The following is a 19849-nucleotide window of genomic DNA, read 5'->3' as shown; positions in this document are numbered from 1 at the left end:
ATTTTGATGCTGTCGTCTCATTCAAATTGAGAGATGGCAAAGGATAAATCTTCTTTCCCATGACATTACATGTCAGAAAGCAGAGCTTCGCAACGTTTTTCGTAACGGCGCATTAGAGCCATCTGAAGCTTCTGTAAAATTAAAGTAACCGCCTCGAACACTCTCTAAAAACGATTAGGTAATGACCGCACAACTTCTCGAAAATCGCTATCGCATTCTGCAAGAACTAGGGCAGGGAGGTTTTGGTGAGACCTTCCTCGCAGAGGATTTGCATATGCCGTCGAGCCGCCGCTGTGTAATCAAGCAACTCAAGCCTGTGACCAATGATCCAGCGGTCTATCAAATCGTTAAACAACGGTTTCAAAGAGAGGCAACAATCCTCGAACGTTTAGGAGAAAGGAATCGCCAAATTCCGAGTCTATTTGCCTATTTCACGGAGTCAGGTCAATTCTATTTAGTGCAGGAATGGATCGAGGGACAAACACTCTCACAGCAAGTAGAAAAAGAAGGACTTTGGGCAAGTACAGCGGTAACGCAACTTCTTATTGGACTATTGCCGATTCTTGATTTTATTCATGATCAAGGCATCGTCCATCGCGATATTAAACCGGACAATATTATTCTGCGGCAAGATGATCGCCAACCTGTGCTGATTGATTTTGGGGCGGTGAAAGAAACGATGGGCACCCAAATGAATACGGCGGGAAATACCACTAGTTCAATTGTGATTGGTACGCCGGGATTTATGCCGTCGGAACAGGCGATTGGTCGGCCTGTATTTAGTAGCGATCTATATAGTTTGGGGTTAACAGCGATTTATTTGCTCACGGGTAAGTTCCCGCAAGATTTTCCATCTGACCCCGCAACGGGAAAAATTCTGTGGCGATCGCCCAATGTGCAGGTTGATAAGCATCTCGCCAATGTTCTTGAGCAAGCTATTTGCCCTCATCCCCGCGATCGCTTCCATTCTGCCAGTTCGATGTTGAGTGCCCTGCAAGCTTCGAATCAGATGACAATGCCAATGGCTGGTGTGGCTGCTGCGCCAATTCCGGAAACCGTTGTGCCACCATCCGCGCCACCTGTTGTCAGTCAACCGACGGTCGCGTCCAATTCTCCCGCCCCCATTCCTGTGTCTACGCCACCAACTGCTGCTGCGACCCAAAATTTTGTACCCGCCACACCACAAACCTATGCACCGCCCCCAAAGCAGGGTATGGCAGATTGGCAAAAGGCAATTCTCACTGGGGGAGTTGTGGGTATCTTTTTCCTTGGAGGCATTATCGGTTATGACCAGCTGATGGGCGATCGCCGCAACACTCCCATTGACTCTAATGATCCTGCCCTTACTGAGTCCAATACAGATGACACCAATACGACTGAAACTAATACCGAAACCTCTGACACCAACGATTCTGATACTAACGATGGAGATTTTGTTGCTGGTGATGATCTTCCACCTGAAGTTGAACCAGGAGAGATTGAAGAAGCACCGGCTCCTCCAGAGATTGAAAAGCCTGTTGATCCGCCACCAACAACCACACCCGTCACTCCGATTAATGAATTCGATGCTGAGGCAATTATTGTTGATTGGCTGATTTGTAAAAGTGAGTTGTTTAGTGTTCCCTATGATCGCTACTGCGGTAAACAGTTGCTGACGGGGGATGCCTACGCCAACAATATCAGTCGTAATGATGACAAACTAAGCTCTGTGGAATGGCTCGAAAATAATGGTGCATTTTATATTTTCGAAGACCAACAGATTGAAGATATTTCTGATTTTCAGCTGGATGGACGTAATGCAACCATCGAAGTGATCGTCACTGAAGCCCGTACTCTCTATGACGCCAAAGGTAATGTAGATCAAAATGCCAGTGGCTATGATCAGAGATTGGTGCAATACAACCTAGAGTTTACGCAGGATGGCGTCTGGAAAATTGCGACTTACGACACCGTTGAAATTCTTTGGGAATAATTAGCGAAGACCTCTCGCAATCGATTATTCTAAGATTTTAGTGATCGTGTCATTATGCCACGACGCAGATCTGTTTCATGGCTAATTCCCTTTAAGCTTATGGCAATGTTTTTTGTTTGTTCTGTTTGAGCCTGTTGTTTTGAATCAGCCGTCCACACCTCCGCCACCACCTACCGAAAAAAATCCGCGTCGCTCCCGGAGAAGACAACATCCTGCTCTACTGAATCTGTGGCAATTTGTTTTTATTAGCACAGGGATGGCGATCGCCGTATTAGGAGGAGGTCTATGGCTCTTGCAGCGATTAATTCAACCTTCTGGACAACCTGCTGCCACCTCAGATGAAACGGTTACTGAAGCCACGACTGAAGACATTATTTCAGCTGACGAATTTGCATTGACCGACTCAGAGCTCCCTTTAAGCACTGAGCTATTACCGGAAATTGCCCTTGAGGAAAAAGATCGGAAGGCTCCTGTCGAAATCAAAAAAATCTGGAAGTATCGCTACAATGTCGCTCTACTACCGGACTGGAAATCTACTGCTGAGTTGCAGAGCATCGTTGAGGGCATTAAGCAGTTAGCCAAAGAAGATGAGCTGCCAATAGAGGCAATGTCCGTAGTACTGATTGATTTAAATCAACAGGCGATCGCCTACTATCAGCCCAATGCGCCCCATTATCCGGCTAGTGTGGCGAAGCTCTTTTGGATGGTGGCGCTCTATGGGCAATTTCAACAAGGTTTACTCGCCGAAGCAAACTTCCAAGATGAACTTGGTTTAATGGTGCGTCGCTCAGATAACAATGCCACTAGCCAAATTGTTGATGCTATTACCCGTACCGAATTCCGAGCGAAAGGTAGCCAAGAAGATTATGAAGCCTGGTATCTCCAGCGGTTACAACTCAACCAATTTTTCACTCAAGCTGGTTACCAAAACCTAAACATCACCCAAAAAACTTACCCGATCCCTGATATTGAGATAGAAGAGCCAGAGGGGTTTGATCTCCAAATGCGCTTTAACCCTGCGAATCCAAAGCTACCCATTCGCAATCAACTCACAGCTTGGCACGCTGCTCGACTCATGTATGAAATTGCCACAGCTCAGGCGATCGCCCCCGATGTGAGTCAAAAAATGCTGCAATTTCTCCGCCGTGACCTCACCCAAAATTGGCAACGACCAACCAACTATTTCAATCCGATCCAAGACTTTTTTGGGGCTGGACTACCTGCCGATGCCCAGATTTATTCCAAAGCTGGTTGGACAACCCAAGGTCGCCATGAGGTTGCATACATCACTTCAGCCGATGGTAAACAGCAATATATTTTATGTATCTTTGCTGAGCAGAAGGATTACGCAGAAAATCAGACTTTTTTCCCAAAAGTAGCGAGCTATACCTATCGAAATATAGCCCAAACGTCGCCTTCACCTTAATCACGAATAAACCCAGAAATACATCAGACTTTTTGGCGAAAAATTAGTTGGGCTTCACTGATTTCTCAGACAAAAATCAGAATTTAAATCTAGAAAATACTGCAAAATTCCACTAAAAAAAGCTTGAGTTTCTTTGTGAAACAAGATATGCTACAAGTGGTTACAAGATGAATCCCTTTATTGTCTTTGGCCTTTGAATCCCTTTCATAGTAATGTTTATTTTTTCTTTGTCATGCTACTCCTGATTTTTCATCGATAAACGCAGCCAACTGAATGCTCTTCATTTAGCGTCTTTTAATTGATGCCAGATAAGTGTCTACAAGTTCGGATATTATCCCTTCTACCGTACTTCACAAACTGAAGGAAAAAAGGGCATTATTAAATCAAGGAAAGATCCGTTGAGCACATTTTATTTGCGGCAGTGAACCTTTTCTTTTTTTCGCCAGTCTATATATTAGGAAAAATGACTCATCTCAACTATTTTATTTAGCTTTGCGGAATCTCTGCCTCTGCCATTGAAGTAGTTTTCCCAGCATGAAGTTTATGGCTTGCCTATCTCTACGGTGAGACCTGATTTGTCCTCAAAACCAAGGAAGGAGTTGTAACAGTAGATGCCTACAGCGAATATCAAACAAACCCCTAAGTCCAGTAAAAGTTCCGTTGATATGGTTCGTACCTATCTCCGCGAAATTGGACGTGTACCTTTGTTAACGCATGAGGAAGAGATTGTTTATGGTAAGCAGGTTCAGGAGCTGATGCGTCTGCTAGCTGAGCGTGAAACATTAGAGGAAAGGTTAGAGCGAGAGTCGACTTTCTCTGAGTGGGCTGAGGCCATAAAGTTATCTGAAAAAGAGCTACGGCGTGCTGTCGCTGTAGGTGAACGGGCGAAACGCAAGATGATTGAAGCGAATCTCCGTCTTGTTGTGGCGATCGCCAAAAAATATCAAAAGCGAAATCTTGAGTTTCTCGACTTGATCCAAGAGGGTAGTCTTGGCTTAGAGCGTGGTGTCGAAAAGTTTGATCCCACAAAAGGTTATAAGTTCTCGACCTATGCTTACTGGTGGATTCGTCAGGCGATTACTCGGGCGATCGCCCAGCAGGGCCGCACGATTCGTCTGCCGATTCATATTACTGAAAAGCTCAACAAAATTAAGAAAACTCAGCGTCAACTATCCCAAGATCTTGGTCGTGCAGCAACGATTGCAGAGATTGCTGAGGAGCTTGAGTTGGAACCTGAGAAGATCCGTGAATTTTTCCGCGTCTCTCGCCATCCCATTTCCCTCGATGTCCGCGTTGGTGACAACAAAGATACTGAGCTGATGGATTTGCTTGAGGATGAGGGCGAATCTCCAGATACGAATGTCACTTATGAGCTTCTAAAGCAGGATATTAAAGACTTAATTGCTGACCTTACACCACAACAGCAAGAAGTGATTATTCTTCGTTTTGGACTGAACGATGGTAAAGAATTGTCCCTCGCCAAAATTGGTAAGCGGATGAATCTCAGCCGTGAACGGGTGCGTCAGTTGGAACGTCAAGCGTTAACGCATCTCCGTCATCGTCGTGCCCGGGTGCGGGAATATCTCGCGGCAAGCTAAGGCCTTGACGACAAATAGAGTTGCTTAGACTTAGGCAGATAGGGTGGGCGATCGCTCACCTTTTTTTTGTGCCTGGCCATAATTGCTTTGTCTAAAATGAAAGGTAGTGGAGGGTGGGGAAATGGGCACGTTTTTGGTGACAGGAGGCTGCGGTTTTATCGGCTCGAATTTTGTGCTTCAAGCCCGTCGCAACGATTGGGGCAAAGTGATCAATCTCGACAAACTCACCTATGCCAGCAACCCTAAATATTTAGCCTCTCTACAAGATGACCCCGACTATATTTTTGTGAAAGGAGATATTGGCGATCGCCCACTTTTAGATCAGCTTTTAGTCAGTCATCAACCAAACGCAATCATTCATTTCGCAGCCGAAAGTCATGTGGATCGCTCTATCCAGAGTCCAGAAATTTTTATCCAAACCAATGTTCTCGGTACATTTCATCTCCTCGAAGCCAGCCTAAGTTATTGGCAAAGTCTATCGCCAGAGAAACAGCAAACCTTTCGTTTTCTCCACATTTCCACCGACGAAGTGTATGGTTCTCTTGACCCCACTGACCCGCCATTTACCGAGCGATCGCCCTACCAACCCAATAGCCCCTACGCCGCTTCCAAAGCATCTGCCGATCACCTCGTGCGCTCCTACTATGTCACCTATGGGCTGCCGATTCTCTGCACCAACTGCTCCAATAACTATGGCCCCCATCAATTCCCCGAAAAGCTTATTCCGCTCATGATTGCAAATGCCTTAGTCGGGAAACCTCTCCCCGTTTATGGCGATGGCCGCAATATTCGAGATTGGATCTATGTGATTGACCATTGCGAGGCGCTTTACCAAGTGTTGCGGCGAGGGCAAATCGGTGCAACATACAACATTGGCGGCATGACTGAGTTGGCAAATATTGATTTGGTGAAAACTATTTGTGAACTTTTGGCGTCCCACCCCGACACACCCGATCGAGACTATTTATCGTTGATTACGTTTGTGACAGATCGCCTCGGTCATGATCGTCGCTATGCGATTGATTGCAGCAAGATTTCACAGGAAATCGGTTGGCAGCCTCAACAAACTTTTGTCGATGGCCTCAAAAAAACAGTCGATTGGTATATCGATAATGACTAAAGCTGTCTGTGGGCGATCGCTTCATTTGTGTTGCGCTTTTAGTCGGGAAACACAAAATATTTTGAGAGGATGGGTACTGTTTTAGCGCCGACTCCACATTTCAATTTAGATAAAGTTTTGAGATTATTCCAAGATGGATTTCTCGCTTCAACAATAGTTTGAGCAACTTTTTCTGTTTTTAATCGTTTGAGCTTAGGCTCTTTTTCTTTTGCAAAATTTAAAACTTCGATAATCTCTTTTTCAGAAGATTCAATCAAAGAGATCTGTAAAAGCTCGCCTGTTTCTAAGAGAAGTTGAGCTTCCATTTTGTCATTGATAGCAATACAGAAAACAAAATCAAAATTTGCTTTTTTTGCAGCTTCTAAAACAAGAGCATTTTGGATCGCTGTATACTCATCTCCACCCACCTGCTTAATAATCACCGGAGAAATATTTTTGCCTGAAGCTTCTAGTTTTTTAGTAAGATTTCTCAAGATTGTCTGATTGAATTTTTGCTTAGTGCGAGGCTCAATACACTCGCAAGGTATCCGAATCAGTTCGCCTAAGACTAACGTATCTAAAGGAAGCTCTTCGAGTAAAGACATAATTTATTCGTCAATAAAATTAGGACTAATAAAGACTTCGTTAACTAAATTACAATAGCATTTTGTGACATGAGAGGAACGCCAGCAACTAACAGGTGCATGTTTGAATTCTGCGACTTTTGTCTGAGCATACGTTTTAATAACGTTACTATATCTTTTTCCAGAAAACTGATTGTTTGTTAGTTCTTTTTCGATCAATTGATTGAGAACTTTTCCCGCATCAGCCGGGCAGTTACTATACATCAAGCCAAGATTCCAAGCACCTAGATTTAAATTCCCAAGCTTTTTTCTCCCATTCCTTATATCTTTCAGTTTTTTGTAGATTCTAACGCCATGATGAATCGATTTTTTCCCATAATCTACTGGTACGAGTAATGTATCTACACTATAAAGCAGAGAGCGAGTTAAAGGGTCTGCGGCAGGAGATGTATCAATAAAAATATAGTCAAAACTTGATGATAATAAGTCAATAATTTTTGGAAATAACTTGACTGGAGAAAAGCCTTGGTACTCTTTGCTAGACTCACGGAATTTCCCTAATGCACTTTTGCCAATAGGTAATACTTTAAGCTTTAACTTCGTTCGTCCAGAAGTTGGCCATATCCTATTCTGTATTGCGTCTTTAAGGATAGCTCTTGCTTGTTTACTTCTTTCCTTACTTTTTCTAAGAGAAACTAGCTCAATACATTTAATGAGCCAGTCATTATATTCTTCTGGTTTGAGTCCTAGCCCTCGCGTTAAATCATTTTGCTCGTCGAGATCAATTAGGAGAACTCGCTTACCCTGTAAAGCTAATTCAGCACCAATGTTAATCGTATTAGTGGTCTTTGCAACTCCGCCTTTTTGGTTCCATACTGCCGTGATCAAAGCGCGGTGAGGATTTCTAAGACAATATTCCAGCTGTTTCATTAATTCTGGAATACTATGTTCTGTCATCCTTTGAATATCCGTCATCGGCATGACTAAACCATCTATACGTTTCCATAGTTGGAAAAAGTCTCCATTCATCACCAAACCATATGGCGCTAATTTATCTTTATCTACTAATTTTTTGTTTAAATATTGCTCAATTCCATTAGGCTCATATCCAATAGCAGAACGATAGTACGAATTATTTCGACACTCTTCAATAAAATCTTCATCCGAAACTTTCACTAAAGCAGGATCTCGCCTTTTTATTTCAATCACAATCAAAGGCTTTTTGATTTCATCTTTTGAATAAATGAGATAGTCTGGCTTCAGGCCTTCTCCAATCTTGACTTGTGATTCAATCTGAGTAAACTTCAAATCTAGTGACTTTAATACAACATCATCGATGAAGTGTTTTTCTAGTCTACTTTCCTGATAATCAGCAGGGATTTCTTTCCATCTTTCAATGACCGTTGCGTATTTGTTTGACATACTAATGAATTGAAGATTTTAACAGCACGAAATTCCTCAAGTGTGTTAAAGCTTGTGTTGTTTTAAATACACTTTAAGCTATTCTGCAATCAAATAAAATAATGTTTTGTGTAAGAAATGAAAAGATTTTGAAATATAGTTACCTCAAAATCCTGACGACAGAAAGCATTAGCTATCGTAGCCATAGTGGATATTGAGACAACGAATATTATCGGAAGGGATTTGTTCGAGTTGTTTTGTGACTAGGTTTGGGCGCCAAACAACTTGAAAATCAGTTATCCACTTTACATCGATATAAGGGGGTTTGGCGATCGCAAAAATGCCTGAGTCATCTTGACCATTCATCTGACAGACAGACTGAATGCCAGTAGAAAAAGGGCCAGCCGTATCCAAAATTTCCCAGAACTGCTCATCAACAATCACCCCATCGCGAGTGACTTGACGCTCCATTAACAGTTCCTCAAAACTGACAATAACTTGGTCGTTATATAGATGTTCGGTAATAGTCAAATTATCATCGATGCTAGAGCTACTGATGGTTTGGAAGACTCCTTCGGGAAGACCTTGGTTTTCACTAAACCCGAATGATGTGTAAACCCAGCCCTCCATCATTTCTAATGGATTTGCTGATGCAATGAGAGGGCTAATCAAAGCAGAGACGATCGCCAATGCCATAACTTTTAAAGGTTTTACGGGAAGTTCTATGGAAAACATCAGATAATCACCTCAGTCTTATCGTTTCTGTTTGGTCGATAGTCACCCGGATTGATGGTTTGAGATTTTTCGTAAAATGCTGGGATTAAGGGAGAGGGTGTAGAGACTCGGAAATGGCGATCGCCTCATTCACAGAAACATTGTCACAACCTGCCATACTGTCGTAGACACCAGCCCCAACAAAGCGGTAATAGCCCATGCCACGCCCAATCCAATCACCGAGTAAAGTACTGTACTCCGATTCACCGTAATAGCCTTCCTCAATCGTGCTATCACCATAAATTTCGCTGTTTACCGCATGGGATACATTCCCAATCGGCAACCCACCGATGCCATCATTTGTCCCTTCGACCGCAAAACAGCTTCTCGCCAACGTATTTTCGTCATAGCCTTCATAGATGAGACGGTAGTTGACCCCACCCCAATCGGTGAACTCTAGTTCCATCCGCTCAAGATAAAAATCTGCCGGAACATATATCGGAATCGCGACGGGCATATCCAATGTTTTTAAAGCTTGAATTCCGCCTAATGGGATTTTCGCTGAATTAGCCAAATACATCAGATTGGGATTGCTATCATCGGCGATCGCCCCTGTAGCGCCAGCACCAACCATCAAACAACTTGCCAAAAGACCAATTGCTAACTTATTCTGTCCCATGAGTTTGTCCCGCCTTAGTTGTCACTACTCTCAATTTAAGACAAACGAATTGGCGATCGCTCCGGGAAAATACGGAAATCACTTCTTTTAAAATAATGATAAGCGCCAATGACGCAGCAAATCCAAGCTGCCGTTGACCCTAAACTTAGCAAATGTAGCAGTGGCCGGATAGTTTTAGAAGGAGGAGAGAAGTCTATATCTAGATTAAAAATGCCAGTTGCTGATAGTGATGACCTACGCCGGAAAGCTCTTGCTGCGGTAGCACTAGGTATCCCGAAAAAAGATGTCTGTGAAATGTTCGGTCTTGGCCTTAATAGCCTTTATCTCTGGATACAACGTATAGTAGGCAAGGAGTGGGTTAAGACAGAATAGGATAGAAGCAATAAATATAGATGCCATGCCTGCTCCCCATAGTCTTGATTTACGCCTAAAAGCTGTTGCCGCCTTCGATAAAGGTGAACGAAAAAGTGATATCTGTCGCTTCTTTGGTATTAGCCGAAATACGCTAGACCTGTGGCTGAAACAACGAGAGAAAATCGGTTCAGTCGCTCCGAAGACAGATTACCGTCGAGGCCCTCAACCGAAGATTAATGATCTAGATGCTTTTCGTGCTTTTGCAGAGAAATATGGGCATCTAACCCAGAAGGAAATGGCGGAGAAATGGCCAGAGTCTATTAGTGATGCATCCAGACGTGAAGCTCTACGGAAAATTGAATTTACTCGAAAAAAAAGACCTATCGATATCAAGAGAGAGATAAAGAATTAGAAAAAGCATTTGTGGCACAACTGAAGCAGTATGTCCAAGAACGACTCGTATATATCGATGAAAGTGGATTTGATAATACCTTAGATTATGGGTATGGCTACTGCCATAAGTCAGAGAGGTTTATCGCAGAGAAGTTAGGTCATCGTACAGAACGAGTTAGCGTGATTGGAGGATGGCGAGAGGGAGAGCAGATAGCACCGATGGTATTTGAGGGCTATGCCAACAGCGCCTTAGTTTGCCAATGGGTAGAGGATTGCTTAGTGCCAGAGTTGATTCCGGGTCAAATTATTATTCTGGATAATGCCAGTGTTCATCCAAAGGAAAGAATACAAACATTGGTGGCGAAGGCAGGATGTGAAGTGATATTTTTGCCACCCTACTCACCACACCTGAACAAGATAGAGAAGTTTTGGGGGAGGTTAAAGAAGGAGGTAAGTAAGCTCATCAAGAAGACTGAGGATTTGTTCGATGCCATCAGAATAGCCTTCTGTTCTATGTCCTAACCTTCTCCTTCGCTGCTATATAAAAGAAACAGGGAACTACAGCTCTAAAACAGGGTATCAGAAAGGCTAGGGTCACAAAATCACAGACTGGGAAGCATTCAAAAGCTTTGTGCAACAGCATCCAGATAAAACCCCGACAGAAATGGCAGAGTTGTGGTCGGATGATGTGAGTCGTCGCACCATATCGAGGATGTTGAAGAAGATAGGTTTTACTCGCAAAAAAGGCCTATGGGTATCAGGAAAGGGATAAACAGAAGCGGGAAGCATTGAGGCAAGAACTAGCAAGATTAAAACCCGAACAAATCATCTACTGTGATGAGTCGGGAATGGATGAGAGAGACGGTCAGTATGACTATGGCTATGGCCCTGAAGAGGAAAGAGTTTATGACCTCAAGTCAGGAAGCCGTCGCGGAAGAGTTAAGAGGATTGCCGCATGGAGTCGAGGCAAACTGTTTGCGCCTTTTATTGTGGAAGGCTCTTGTAACCCCCATGTGTTTGAGGTGTGGTTAGAGAACTGTTTGCTACCGGAATTAAAGCCCAATCAGATATTGATTTTGGATAATGCCACTTTCCATAAGGGAGGAAGGGTTGCAGAAATCCTGGCAAAGGCGAAATGTGAGGTGTGGTATCTGCCTCCCTATTCACCAAGACTTAAACAAGATTGCACAATGCTGATCTTGGCTAAAAAGTCGTATTTGGAAGCAGCTCAGACATAGTCCATCCCTCAGAGATGCCATGGATATGACTCTGCGTACAGCAACTTTTTAACCCTTTTGACTATTGCTATAGCGATGACCGGATAGGTGGAAGTATAGTAGGGAATAGGACTCAGGATGCAGTAACAGCTACTTATGAAGCCTTGTGTCCATTGCTATAGCACGACAAAAAGAATGTCGAATTCTGGAAGGACATTTGCTAATTGACTATGTACATATGTGTATTGAAATTCCTCCAAAGTATGCTGTGTCATCGGTAATTGGATATTTGGAAGGAAAAAGTGCGATTGCAATTGCTCGTTAATTTAAAGGGAAGCAGCGCAATTTCAGCGGTGAAGGCCTTTTAGGCGCGAGGCTACTATGTATCGACGGTAGGTTATGAATTAGAGTCGGAGAAAAAGTATATTCGAGACCAGGAGGCATTAGACCAAAGCGGTCGTTTTTAGGGATAAGGGAATAAAGTTCTGGCAAATCCACCTGCCCTTGGGGCGGTCATACTCATCAAGCCACCGGCTTTTTTTCCGGAAGTGTCTGACCGCGATCGCCCTATGGCGAGTTTTTTTCTGGTCAGTGTGACTATTGTTTAGCGGTATCTTTTTGCTACAAGTTTTGCCTTATATCGTGTAGCGATCACAATTTATTTCTAAGCCAAAAGATGGTGCACTTCTAATGCAATCATTAAGCATTGAATGGCTGATTTTAAATGTTTTCTTAATCTTGCTCTTCCTGAAAAAATAGAGCATGTATGAAATAGAAATACTTTTTGTTTGATTTCCGAGAATCAAGTCTTTGCACTGGAGGTTGAAGCACTCTGATTTTTCGAGTGACAAAATAGAAATGATGATATTCAAAAAAGAGTTTGTAAAATCAGATACTTTTTGGGTAGGTGTTCTGTATGAAAAACAACATTTTCTGGATTTTTCTTAGGGTCATATTCGCAGAAACAAATTCATTAGCCGAGACTTGTTTCTCTAGAAGCAGACACAGCTGATGGACCTCCTCGACACAACAGCACTTCGCTGTAGCCCTTAATTGGCAGGAAAACACTAATAGCTCTTCCACATCTTGTTTATGTAGGCTGACTTTCAGACAGTCCACATAAGTAGGTATTCTTTTGACAAAATTCGTGACTATTTCTTGTTGAAAAGCTTTATCTCCAGCATAAAGCTTTTCTAATTCGCTGAAATTTATAAGATTCATTTTTCTTTAATCCCTCACTACTTGCTCCTAAAATGATTTAAAAATGTTTGTTAAATTAGAATGCCATAACAATAATTCAATAAATCTCTTTTTTGTGAATCTATCTATATAAATAAAATGATCTATACATATATTTAAATAATGACTTTGTCCTCAATCTTTGACTGACTAATAATGAGATATTTCCTTAAGATTTTCTGTAATCCCTTTTTATGATGTGCTGAGGAATATTCGGGGTCAAAAATTGCAAAAATCTTTGACTTGAAACTATTCTACGTACGTATATGAATCTGTCTTGGCCTTATGTATGGCAATGGATTGAGGGTATAAAATCAGTCGTTTACACCGCAAGAGAGTGACATTCTTTAATATAATTCATTTGTGACTGGTATCACATTTTATTAGGTCTTGGGATCACAACTAGTCTGTGATTTTATCTGCTTGACGATACCTTTGAAGGACATTAGTAGGAAAGCTCATGATAAATAGTCTTGAATGTCAATCTTGTCACCTATTTGGTTCTGCACGCTTAGCTTTTGGTTATTTAGTCTGCAAAAATCAAAGACTATCTGTCTGTTCCGTCGATATTTTCGGATGAATATATACTGCTTGCTGCACCTGTGCCATGTATCATTTAGGCGAACAATAATTTGATTAGTTTTCCGCGCCAGCAATATGACGAACCAGACTTCGAAAATCACCTATACATTTACTGACGAAGCTCCGGCTTTGGCGACGTATTCTTTTTTGCCGATTGTGAAGGCATTTACGAATGCGGCAAATATCGAGGTCGAAACTAAGGATATTTCCCTTGCTGGTCGGATTTTGGCGAATTTTCCGGAGTATCTCACTGAAGATCAACGCCAACCGGATGCTCTCGCGGAACTGGGTGCATTAGCGAAAACTCCTGATGCATTTATCATCAAACTTCCCAACATTAGTGCATCTATCCCTCAGCTCACTGCGGTGATCGCCGAACTTCAGAGCAAAGGTTTTAACGTCCCGGATTTTCCCGCTGATCCGAAGACTGACGAAGATAAAGCAATTCGGGCGAAATATTCAAAGGTATTGGGTAGTGCAGTTAACCCAGTTCTAAGAGAAGGAAATAGCGATCGCCGGGTTGCAGGTGCAGTGAAAGAATATGCTCAGAAAAATCCCCATTCCGTTGGCGAGTGGACAAAGGATTCTAAGTCTCACGTTGCTTATATGGATGCGGAAGATTTCTATGGCAGTGAGCAATCTGTTGTCATCGAAAAGGCTGGCGATGTACGCATTGAGCATGTGGCAGCAGATGGCACAGTAACGGTTCTGAAGGAAAAAACAGCCGTTCTCGAAGGGGAAGTCATCGACGCATCCCGCATGAGTGCAAAGGCGTTGCGGGCATTTTACGAGAAGGAAATTGCGGCAGCAAAAGCTGATGATATTTTGCTCTCCCTCCACGTGAAAGCCACCATGATGAAGGTGTCTGACCCGATTTTGTTTGGTCACGCGGTCACCGTTTATTTCAAAGATGTCTTCGAGAAGTATGCAGAGACCTTTGCAGAGCTAGGCGTTAATCCTAAGAATGGCTTAGGTGACGTTTACGCAAAGATTGCTAGTTTGCCCGCCGACCAAAAAGCGGCAATTGAAGCCGACATTCAGGCGATCTACGAAATCCAGCCTCGTTTGGCGATGGTGAATTCTGACAAGGGCATCACCAATTTACACGTACCCAGTGACGTAATTATTGACGCATCTATGGCGGCGGCGATTCGCACATCCGGCAAAATGTGGGGTGCAGACGGCAAAGCCCACGACACCAAAGCGATGATTCCCGACCGCTGTTACGCGACCATGTACCAGGCTTGCATCGAATTCTGTCAGGAAAATGGCGCGTTCGATGTGACCACCATGGGTAATGTTGCCAATGTCGGTTTGATGGCGAAAAAGGCTGAAGAATACGGCTCCCACGATAAGACCTTTGAAATTCCTGCGGATGGTGCGGTGCGCGTGGTGGATGATGCGGGCAATACTCTGATGGAGCATAGCGTTGGTGCTGGTGACATTTGGCGAATGTGTCAGACCAAAGATATTGCGATTCAAGATTGGGTGAAGCTGGCGGTCAATCGTGCGCAGGCGACGGGTAATGCAACGGTCTTTTGGCTCGACGAAAACCGTGCCCATGATGCCAATATCATCGCGAAAGTAAAAGAATATTTGCCTCAACACGACACTGATGGTTTGAACCTCCAAACCTTAGCGCCAGTGGATGCAATGAAATTCACCTGTGCCCAAATCAAGGAAGGTAAGGATGTGATCTCGGCGACGGGTAATGTGTTGCGGGATTATTTGACTGACCTATTCCCAATTCTGGAGCTGGGTACAAGCGCGAAAATGCTTTCTATCGTTCCTTTGCTTGCGGGTGGTGGTTTATTCGAAACTGGAGCGGGTGGTTCTGCGCCAAAACATGTTCAACAGTTTGTCGAAGAAGGTCATCTACGTTGGGATTCTCTCGGGGAATTTTTGGCGATCGCCGTCACCCTCGAAGACCTCGGGAAAAAGACTGGCAATGACAACGCATTAGTTTTATCTGAAGCGTTAAATATGGCGAACAGTAAGTATCTAAATAACGATAAATCTCCTTCCCGCAAAGTCGGTGAAATCGATAATCGTGGTAGTCATTTCTATCTGACGATGTATTGGGCGCAGGCATTAGCAGAGCAGGACAAAAACCCTGAACTCAAAGCGAAGTTTGCCCCCCTTGCAAAAGCGTTAACTGAAAATGAGAGCAAGATCGTCGACGAACTTAATGCAGCCCAAGGCCAATCGGTTGAAATCGGTGGTTACTATTTCACTAATGCTGAAAAGGCTAGCGCTGCCATGCGTCCCAGCGAAACTCTAAATGGGGCGATCCGTAAAATTCAATAATGTAGAAGTAGATTCAATATGACTTATTCGGTAGCTCACTACGTAGTGAGCTATTTCTTACGTGGATAAATTAACGTGAGTTCGGGATAAGGAATCAAGGTTCTAATCAAGTTTTAGAGAGGGTTTCTTAGGCTGATGACAGTAGGCAATTAGACCGCAAAGCAAGTTGACACAAAAGTTCGCTGGACTGCGATGGCGAGAGTGTTCAATCTGAGAAATATTCTTCAGTTGGTCAATGACGGTCTCAATTAAAGTTCGCTTACGAGCAAACACTTTGTCACGCCAAAGCATCCGGTGATTCTTCATATTGCGACGAGGCTTAGCTAGAAGTATCACATCATATTCTTCTTGTAAATACTGTGCCAGAGGTTGAGAGACGTAACCTTTATCTGCAAAGACTTTTCCCGATAACCCTTTCAAAAGCTCCACTACCGGCTTTCTATCATCGGTGTTGCCGGGTGTGACTTTCACATTGAGTAATTCTCCATGGTCATTGATGACCAGATGTCGTTTGAAGCCAAATGATCTCTTGCAAAAGGTTATGGCAATTCAAAATTGTAGAGACCAGCAATGAGATTGAGTCTTAATCCCCATCTCCGACGGCGGTTACGATATCGACTGGATAAGAGGCGGAATCTTTTGAGCATTCTGAATACCATCTCAATGATGATTCTTTGAGCTGCTAAGAGCTGATTCTCCTGTTTCTGTTCCGCAGTCAACTCTCCTCCTTTAGGCTTCTTGTGAGGAGTGTGACTCCGCTGATGCCGCTTGTGTAGACCTTGATATCCGGCGTCGGCAAGGCAGAGTTGTCCCTGCTGAAAATGCACTCTACTCTTTTTGAGTAGTTTGAAGTCATGGGTGCTACCTTTCTCACAGTCACAACAGATAATCTGTGCCCACTGCCAAGCAATAACTATTTGAGCTTTAAGGGAATGATGCTTCTTTTTCCCTGAGTAGTAAAGACGTTGTTTTTTTGGGCTTTTCAATCGCCTGTTCTGTGGCATCCATCACCACTACTGTTAGAGATAACTCTTCTGAACCATGGAGCTGTTTCATGCCGGGTAAGTGGCAATCGGTTTCTTTGATGAGTGTGTTCTCTGTTTTTTGCACCATGCGACAAACTGTTGATTCATGAATGCCCCATGATTGAGCGATAGGAAAATAAGTGCGATATTCCCTCAGATATTCCAAGGTGAGGAGTAACTGATTTTCCAGGGATACAATACTGGGACGACCGGGTTTTTGCTTTACTTTAGCTTCTGCTAGGACTTCTACCAGACGATTGAAGGTCTGAAGCTTAACTCCACAGGCTCTCCTGAATTGTTCTGTCGATAAATGTTGGAGCTGTTCGTAAGTTGGCATTTCTATCGCTATGACTCTGTTACTTTCCTCTTTTTTACCTACTCTCACCCCTTTTGCAAGAGGTCAATTGGTTATTTTGTTTTAGGATTTCAATTGCTTGGGGCCTTGTTTCTCCATCCGTCAGCAGGGCGATCGCCTTAATATTTTGTGCTCGTAATGTCTCAAAAGCATCCTCAACATCAAAATTTGGGTCATAAGTATCAATGGTCAGAGTCTTTTTCTGCCCATGATCTTTTAAATGTTCAGCTATTTCATGCTTCAGGGAGACACTATAGGTTGTGTGTGAACTATAGAAAATCGCAACTTCCGTAATCTGCTGCTCCTGCACAAGATAATCAGCGATCGCCTTGCTCGCATAAAAATCATTGGGCACAGTCCGAAAAATATAAGACCCAAGCCCCGACAAAGACATCGCCGTACTAAGGGGCGAAACCATCACCAACCCAGCATCCTGATAAATAGACCCAGCATTTAGACTTGAGTCGCTACTCAAATGTCCAATGACTCCCAACACCTCAGGCATTTCAACAAATTTTTGCGCCAACATTGCCGCAGAATCGGGTTCATCATCGTCATCCCCAATCAGAACTTTGACAGCATTTCCTTCCTCAATAAATTCTTTTTGTGCCTGGGCAACCCCCTGCAAAATCTCCTTAGCTTCCTCTGTCTCTAAATCCTCCGGTAAAGCGATCGCCACCGCCAAGGTCAAATAAGATTCTTCTTGACTCACCTGCGAATTATTTAGATAAATCAGCGTCTCAGGGTCACGATGGAAAGATAGAGAATGCTGAAAATTTTTCTCGGCCTCCGCATAATGTTCTTTGCGGTAAGCTCTGATTCCAGCTTTTTTAAAAGGATTGAGGTTGTCGGCAAAGAGTAGCTGTTCACCACTGCTAATACGAGCTTTTGCATTGGCATAAATTTCTGGCTCTGGTTCAGGCGATCGCCGCAGAAGACTGCCTAAATTGTCTGTCTGCTCACTCAACATTGCTCCCACAACCACGGCAACCAGACTAGTCATTAAAATGCCCAATGATAATCGCGCGTCGAGTTTTAAACCTCTGATCATGTTTGTTTCCTGCCATAGTGCTAAGCAACACCAGCCAAACGTGATATGTCTGTCACGTCTCGCTAAAATCCAAACAAGATTTTTCGATTACATACAGATCCAAACTCTGATGATCTCAGAGCACAAAGGTAAGCGGCAGAGGGAGAGTAGATGCAGCAGGGCGAACCGAAAGAATCTTGTCCTGATGATTACGTAAGTAACCACTGTAAACTATCGTCAAAGCGGTCATGACAACAATTATAAAGTGCATCAGAGAGAAGTTTGAAGCTCGAAATATTGAATCGCTTTGGGCAATTAATTAGGTCTATACGATCAAGTTAAATCGTCTCTAATCACCACTCATTCTGAGGGTTGCGCTCGTAATCGATGGGAACAAAATCATAGCCGAAGTAACCTCGATCATCCTCAACAACTTCGACCATGGTGATCGAATGGCGGCGATCGCCTGTCTCTGAAAACCTAATGCTATCGGCAGCTCCTTGAGTCACAAAATTTGGATCTGCCAAAATCGCTTGTATAGCCTTACGCTCATTAGTGGCAGCTTCGCGAAACGCATTAAAAAGCGCTTGGGCAGCATCATAGGAAACTGCCGTACGCCAACTAACATCACTGCCCCATAACTCCCGAGAATCTACAGGAAATAGTGCAGAAGGATTGGTCAGCGCATGCCAGGGTACCGGCACAACTAATCCCAAACTAGCCTTCGCTTCTGTCTCACTTGTCCAATCGCTATAAATCGCATCATCCCCAGAAATCATCCGTAAAGCCTGATCATTTTTGGTCACGATCGCAACGGAGTGGGGAGTTGCCAATCGGTCCAGGAGGATGGCGATCGCCTCAATATTTTGCTCCTGTAGCGTTGTAAATGCTGCCTCAATATCAAAATCTGGATGGTCAGCATCAATAGAGATAGTCTTTTTTGACAGCTCCTGCTCAAACTTCTCTACAACCAGCTCCTGTAATTGACTGGAATAAGGACTTGTACTGCTATAAAAAACGCCTACCTTAGACACTTGTTTTTTATCGACGAGATGCTCCGTGATTGCTTCACTTGTATCTAGATTGGTGGGACCTGTCCGAAAGATAAAATCTCCTATATCCGATATTGCTGTCGAAGCAGCTGTTGGCGTAATCATCACCAGCTTTTCAGCCTGATATAAAGCCCCTGCCTTTAAACTCAAATCACTACTATAGTGACCAATCACCCCTAAAATTTCAGGACGATCAATAAACTTTTGCGCCAACTTCACTGCTGACCCTGGATCATTATCATCATCACCAATAATCACCTTGAGATTATTACCTTCTTCAATAAATTCTTTCTGAGCCTGCGCCACACCCTGCAATATTTCCTGGGCCAGATTGGTTTCAAAGTCATCGTCTAAAGTGACCGTCACCGCAATTGTCAAAAAATCACCATCCTGGCTCACCCGCGCATTATTGAGATAAATCAAGGTTTCTGGATCGCGGTGAAATCTGAGGGCATTTTGAAAAAAATGTATTGCCTCACCGTAGTTTTCATTGCGGTAAGCCAGAATCCCAGCTTCTTTAAAAGGATTACGATCTCGGGCAAGGATAAGCTGTTCTCCTTCACTCATCCGCGCCGTTGCATTGAAATAAATTTGTTCAACCTCTTTCGGCGATCGCTTCCAAATACCATTTATATAGCCGCCTTTTTCCAAAATCACGGTGCCAACAACCACAGCGACAAGACTTGTAGCGAAGAGGCCAAGCACCAATCGCCAATCAGATTTCAAGCCTCGAATCATGTCTATTTCCTACAAGTGTGTTGAGCAACACTAATCAAAACCGAATCACTTAGTCGCTTCTTTCAAAGATAAAACAAGAATTTC

13 protein-coding genes and 4 pseudogenes are annotated in these 19849 nt (G+C 43.4%); 9 read left to right on the top strand and 8 right to left on the bottom strand.

Annotated features, from left to right (window positions below; all coding sequences use genetic code 11):
* The first annotated feature begins 181 nt into the window (after positions 1-181).
* The 4 genes from LEPTO7376_RS03520 (at position 182) to rfbB (ending at position 6116) form a co-directional block, all read left to right on the top strand.
* Positions 182-1972, top strand: a complete 1791-nt coding sequence (locus tag LEPTO7376_RS03520) for a protein kinase domain-containing protein (protein ID WP_015132877.1) — start codon at positions 182-184, stop codon at positions 1970-1972.
* Positions 1973-2084: 112 nt separating this feature from the next.
* On the top strand, positions 2085-3398 hold the full coding sequence (locus tag LEPTO7376_RS03515) for a serine hydrolase (RefSeq protein ID WP_160148372.1): 1314 nt from the start codon (positions 2085-2087) through the stop codon (positions 3396-3398).
* Positions 3399-4009: 611 nt separating this feature from the next.
* The gene (locus LEPTO7376_RS03510; RefSeq protein WP_015132875.1) at positions 4010-4996 is read left to right on the top strand and encodes an RNA polymerase sigma factor, RpoD/SigA family; all 987 of its coding nucleotides are present in this window, start codon (positions 4010-4012) and stop codon (positions 4994-4996) included.
* A 121-nt stretch (positions 4997-5117) separates the two neighbouring features.
* Positions 5118-6116: a dTDP-glucose 4,6-dehydratase gene (gene rfbB / locus LEPTO7376_RS03505; protein WP_015132874.1), complete on the top strand. Its 999-nt coding sequence runs from the start codon at positions 5118-5120 to the stop codon at positions 6114-6116.
* Positions 6117-6154: 38 nt separating this feature from the next.
* Here the strand turns inward: rfbB and LEPTO7376_RS03500 are convergent, their stop codons facing one another.
* From LEPTO7376_RS03500 to LEPTO7376_RS03485, 4 genes are all read right to left on the bottom strand, one after another.
* A complete protein-coding gene (locus LEPTO7376_RS03500; protein ID WP_015132873.1) occupies positions 6155-6700 on the bottom strand; it encodes a hypothetical protein in 546 nt (181 codons plus the stop codon).
* Between the two features lie 3 nt (positions 6701-6703).
* On the bottom strand, positions 6704-8101 hold the full coding sequence (locus tag LEPTO7376_RS03495) for a ParA family protein (protein ID WP_015132872.1): 1398 nt from the start codon (positions 8099-8101) through the stop codon (positions 6704-6706).
* A gap of 168 nt (positions 8102-8269) precedes the next feature.
* Entirely contained in the window at positions 8270-8815 is a 546-nt protein-coding gene (locus tag LEPTO7376_RS03490; RefSeq protein ID WP_015132871.1) for a hypothetical protein, read from the bottom strand.
* An 85-nt stretch (positions 8816-8900) separates the two neighbouring features.
* On the bottom strand, positions 8901-9473 hold the full coding sequence (locus LEPTO7376_RS03485; RefSeq protein ID WP_015132870.1) for a hypothetical protein: 573 nt from the start codon (positions 9471-9473) through the stop codon (positions 8901-8903).
* A gap of 108 nt (positions 9474-9581) precedes the next feature.
* Between LEPTO7376_RS03485 and LEPTO7376_RS03480 the strand changes: the two genes are divergently transcribed.
* From LEPTO7376_RS03480 to LEPTO7376_RS03455, 5 genes and pseudogenes are all read left to right on the top strand, one after another.
* Positions 9582-9845, top strand: a complete 264-nt coding sequence (locus LEPTO7376_RS03480; protein ID WP_041763140.1) for a helix-turn-helix domain-containing protein — start codon at positions 9582-9584, stop codon at positions 9843-9845.
* Between the two features lie 25 nt (positions 9846-9870).
* Positions 9871-10742: pseudogene (locus LEPTO7376_RS28885) on the top strand (IS630 family transposase).
* A 73-nt stretch (positions 10743-10815) separates the two neighbouring features.
* Positions 10816-11510: pseudogene (locus tag LEPTO7376_RS28880) on the top strand (IS630 family transposase); the annotation flags it as partial.
* A gap of 105 nt (positions 11511-11615) precedes the next feature.
* Positions 11616-11904: pseudogene (gene tnpA / locus LEPTO7376_RS27245) on the top strand (IS200/IS605 family transposase); the annotation flags it as partial.
* A gap of 1429 nt (positions 11905-13333) precedes the next feature.
* A complete protein-coding gene (locus LEPTO7376_RS03455) occupies positions 13334-15565 on the top strand; it encodes an NADP-dependent isocitrate dehydrogenase (RefSeq protein WP_015132867.1) in 2232 nt (743 codons plus the stop codon).
* 102 nt (positions 15566-15667) lie between these two features.
* On the opposite strand, the pseudogene LEPTO7376_RS03450 reads toward LEPTO7376_RS03455, so the two are convergent.
* The 4 genes and pseudogenes from LEPTO7376_RS03450 to LEPTO7376_RS03430 form a co-directional block, all read right to left on the bottom strand.
* A pseudogene (locus LEPTO7376_RS03450) lies at positions 15668-16087 on the bottom strand (IS982 family transposase); the annotation flags it as partial.
* Between the two features lie 17 nt (positions 16088-16104).
* Positions 16105-16927 (bottom strand): IS5 family transposase gene (locus tag LEPTO7376_RS23160; RefSeq protein ID WP_225901169.1). Its coding sequence is split into 2 segments (ribosomal slippage): positions 16105-16534 and positions 16533-16927, totalling 825 coding nucleotides; the frame shifts between segments, so codons are not numbered across the junction.
* Positions 16928-16961: 34 nt separating this feature from the next.
* Positions 16962-17948, bottom strand: a complete 987-nt coding sequence (locus LEPTO7376_RS03435) for an ABC transporter substrate-binding protein (RefSeq protein WP_160148371.1) — start codon at positions 17946-17948, stop codon at positions 16962-16964.
* Positions 17949-18328: 380 nt separating this feature from the next.
* Entirely contained in the window at positions 18329-19765 is a 1437-nt protein-coding gene (locus tag LEPTO7376_RS03430) for an ABC transporter substrate-binding protein (RefSeq protein WP_015132865.1), read from the bottom strand.
* Between the last annotated feature and the right edge of the window lie 84 nt (positions 19766-19849).

The sequence above is a fragment of the [Leptolyngbya] sp. PCC 7376 genome (assembly GCF_000316605.1).
Taxonomy (GTDB): Bacteria; Cyanobacteriota; Cyanobacteriia; order Cyanobacteriales; family MRBY01; genus MRBY01.
The sequence above is the reverse complement of the archived record's forward strand: the minus strand, read 5'-3'. Positions and strand labels throughout refer to the sequence as shown.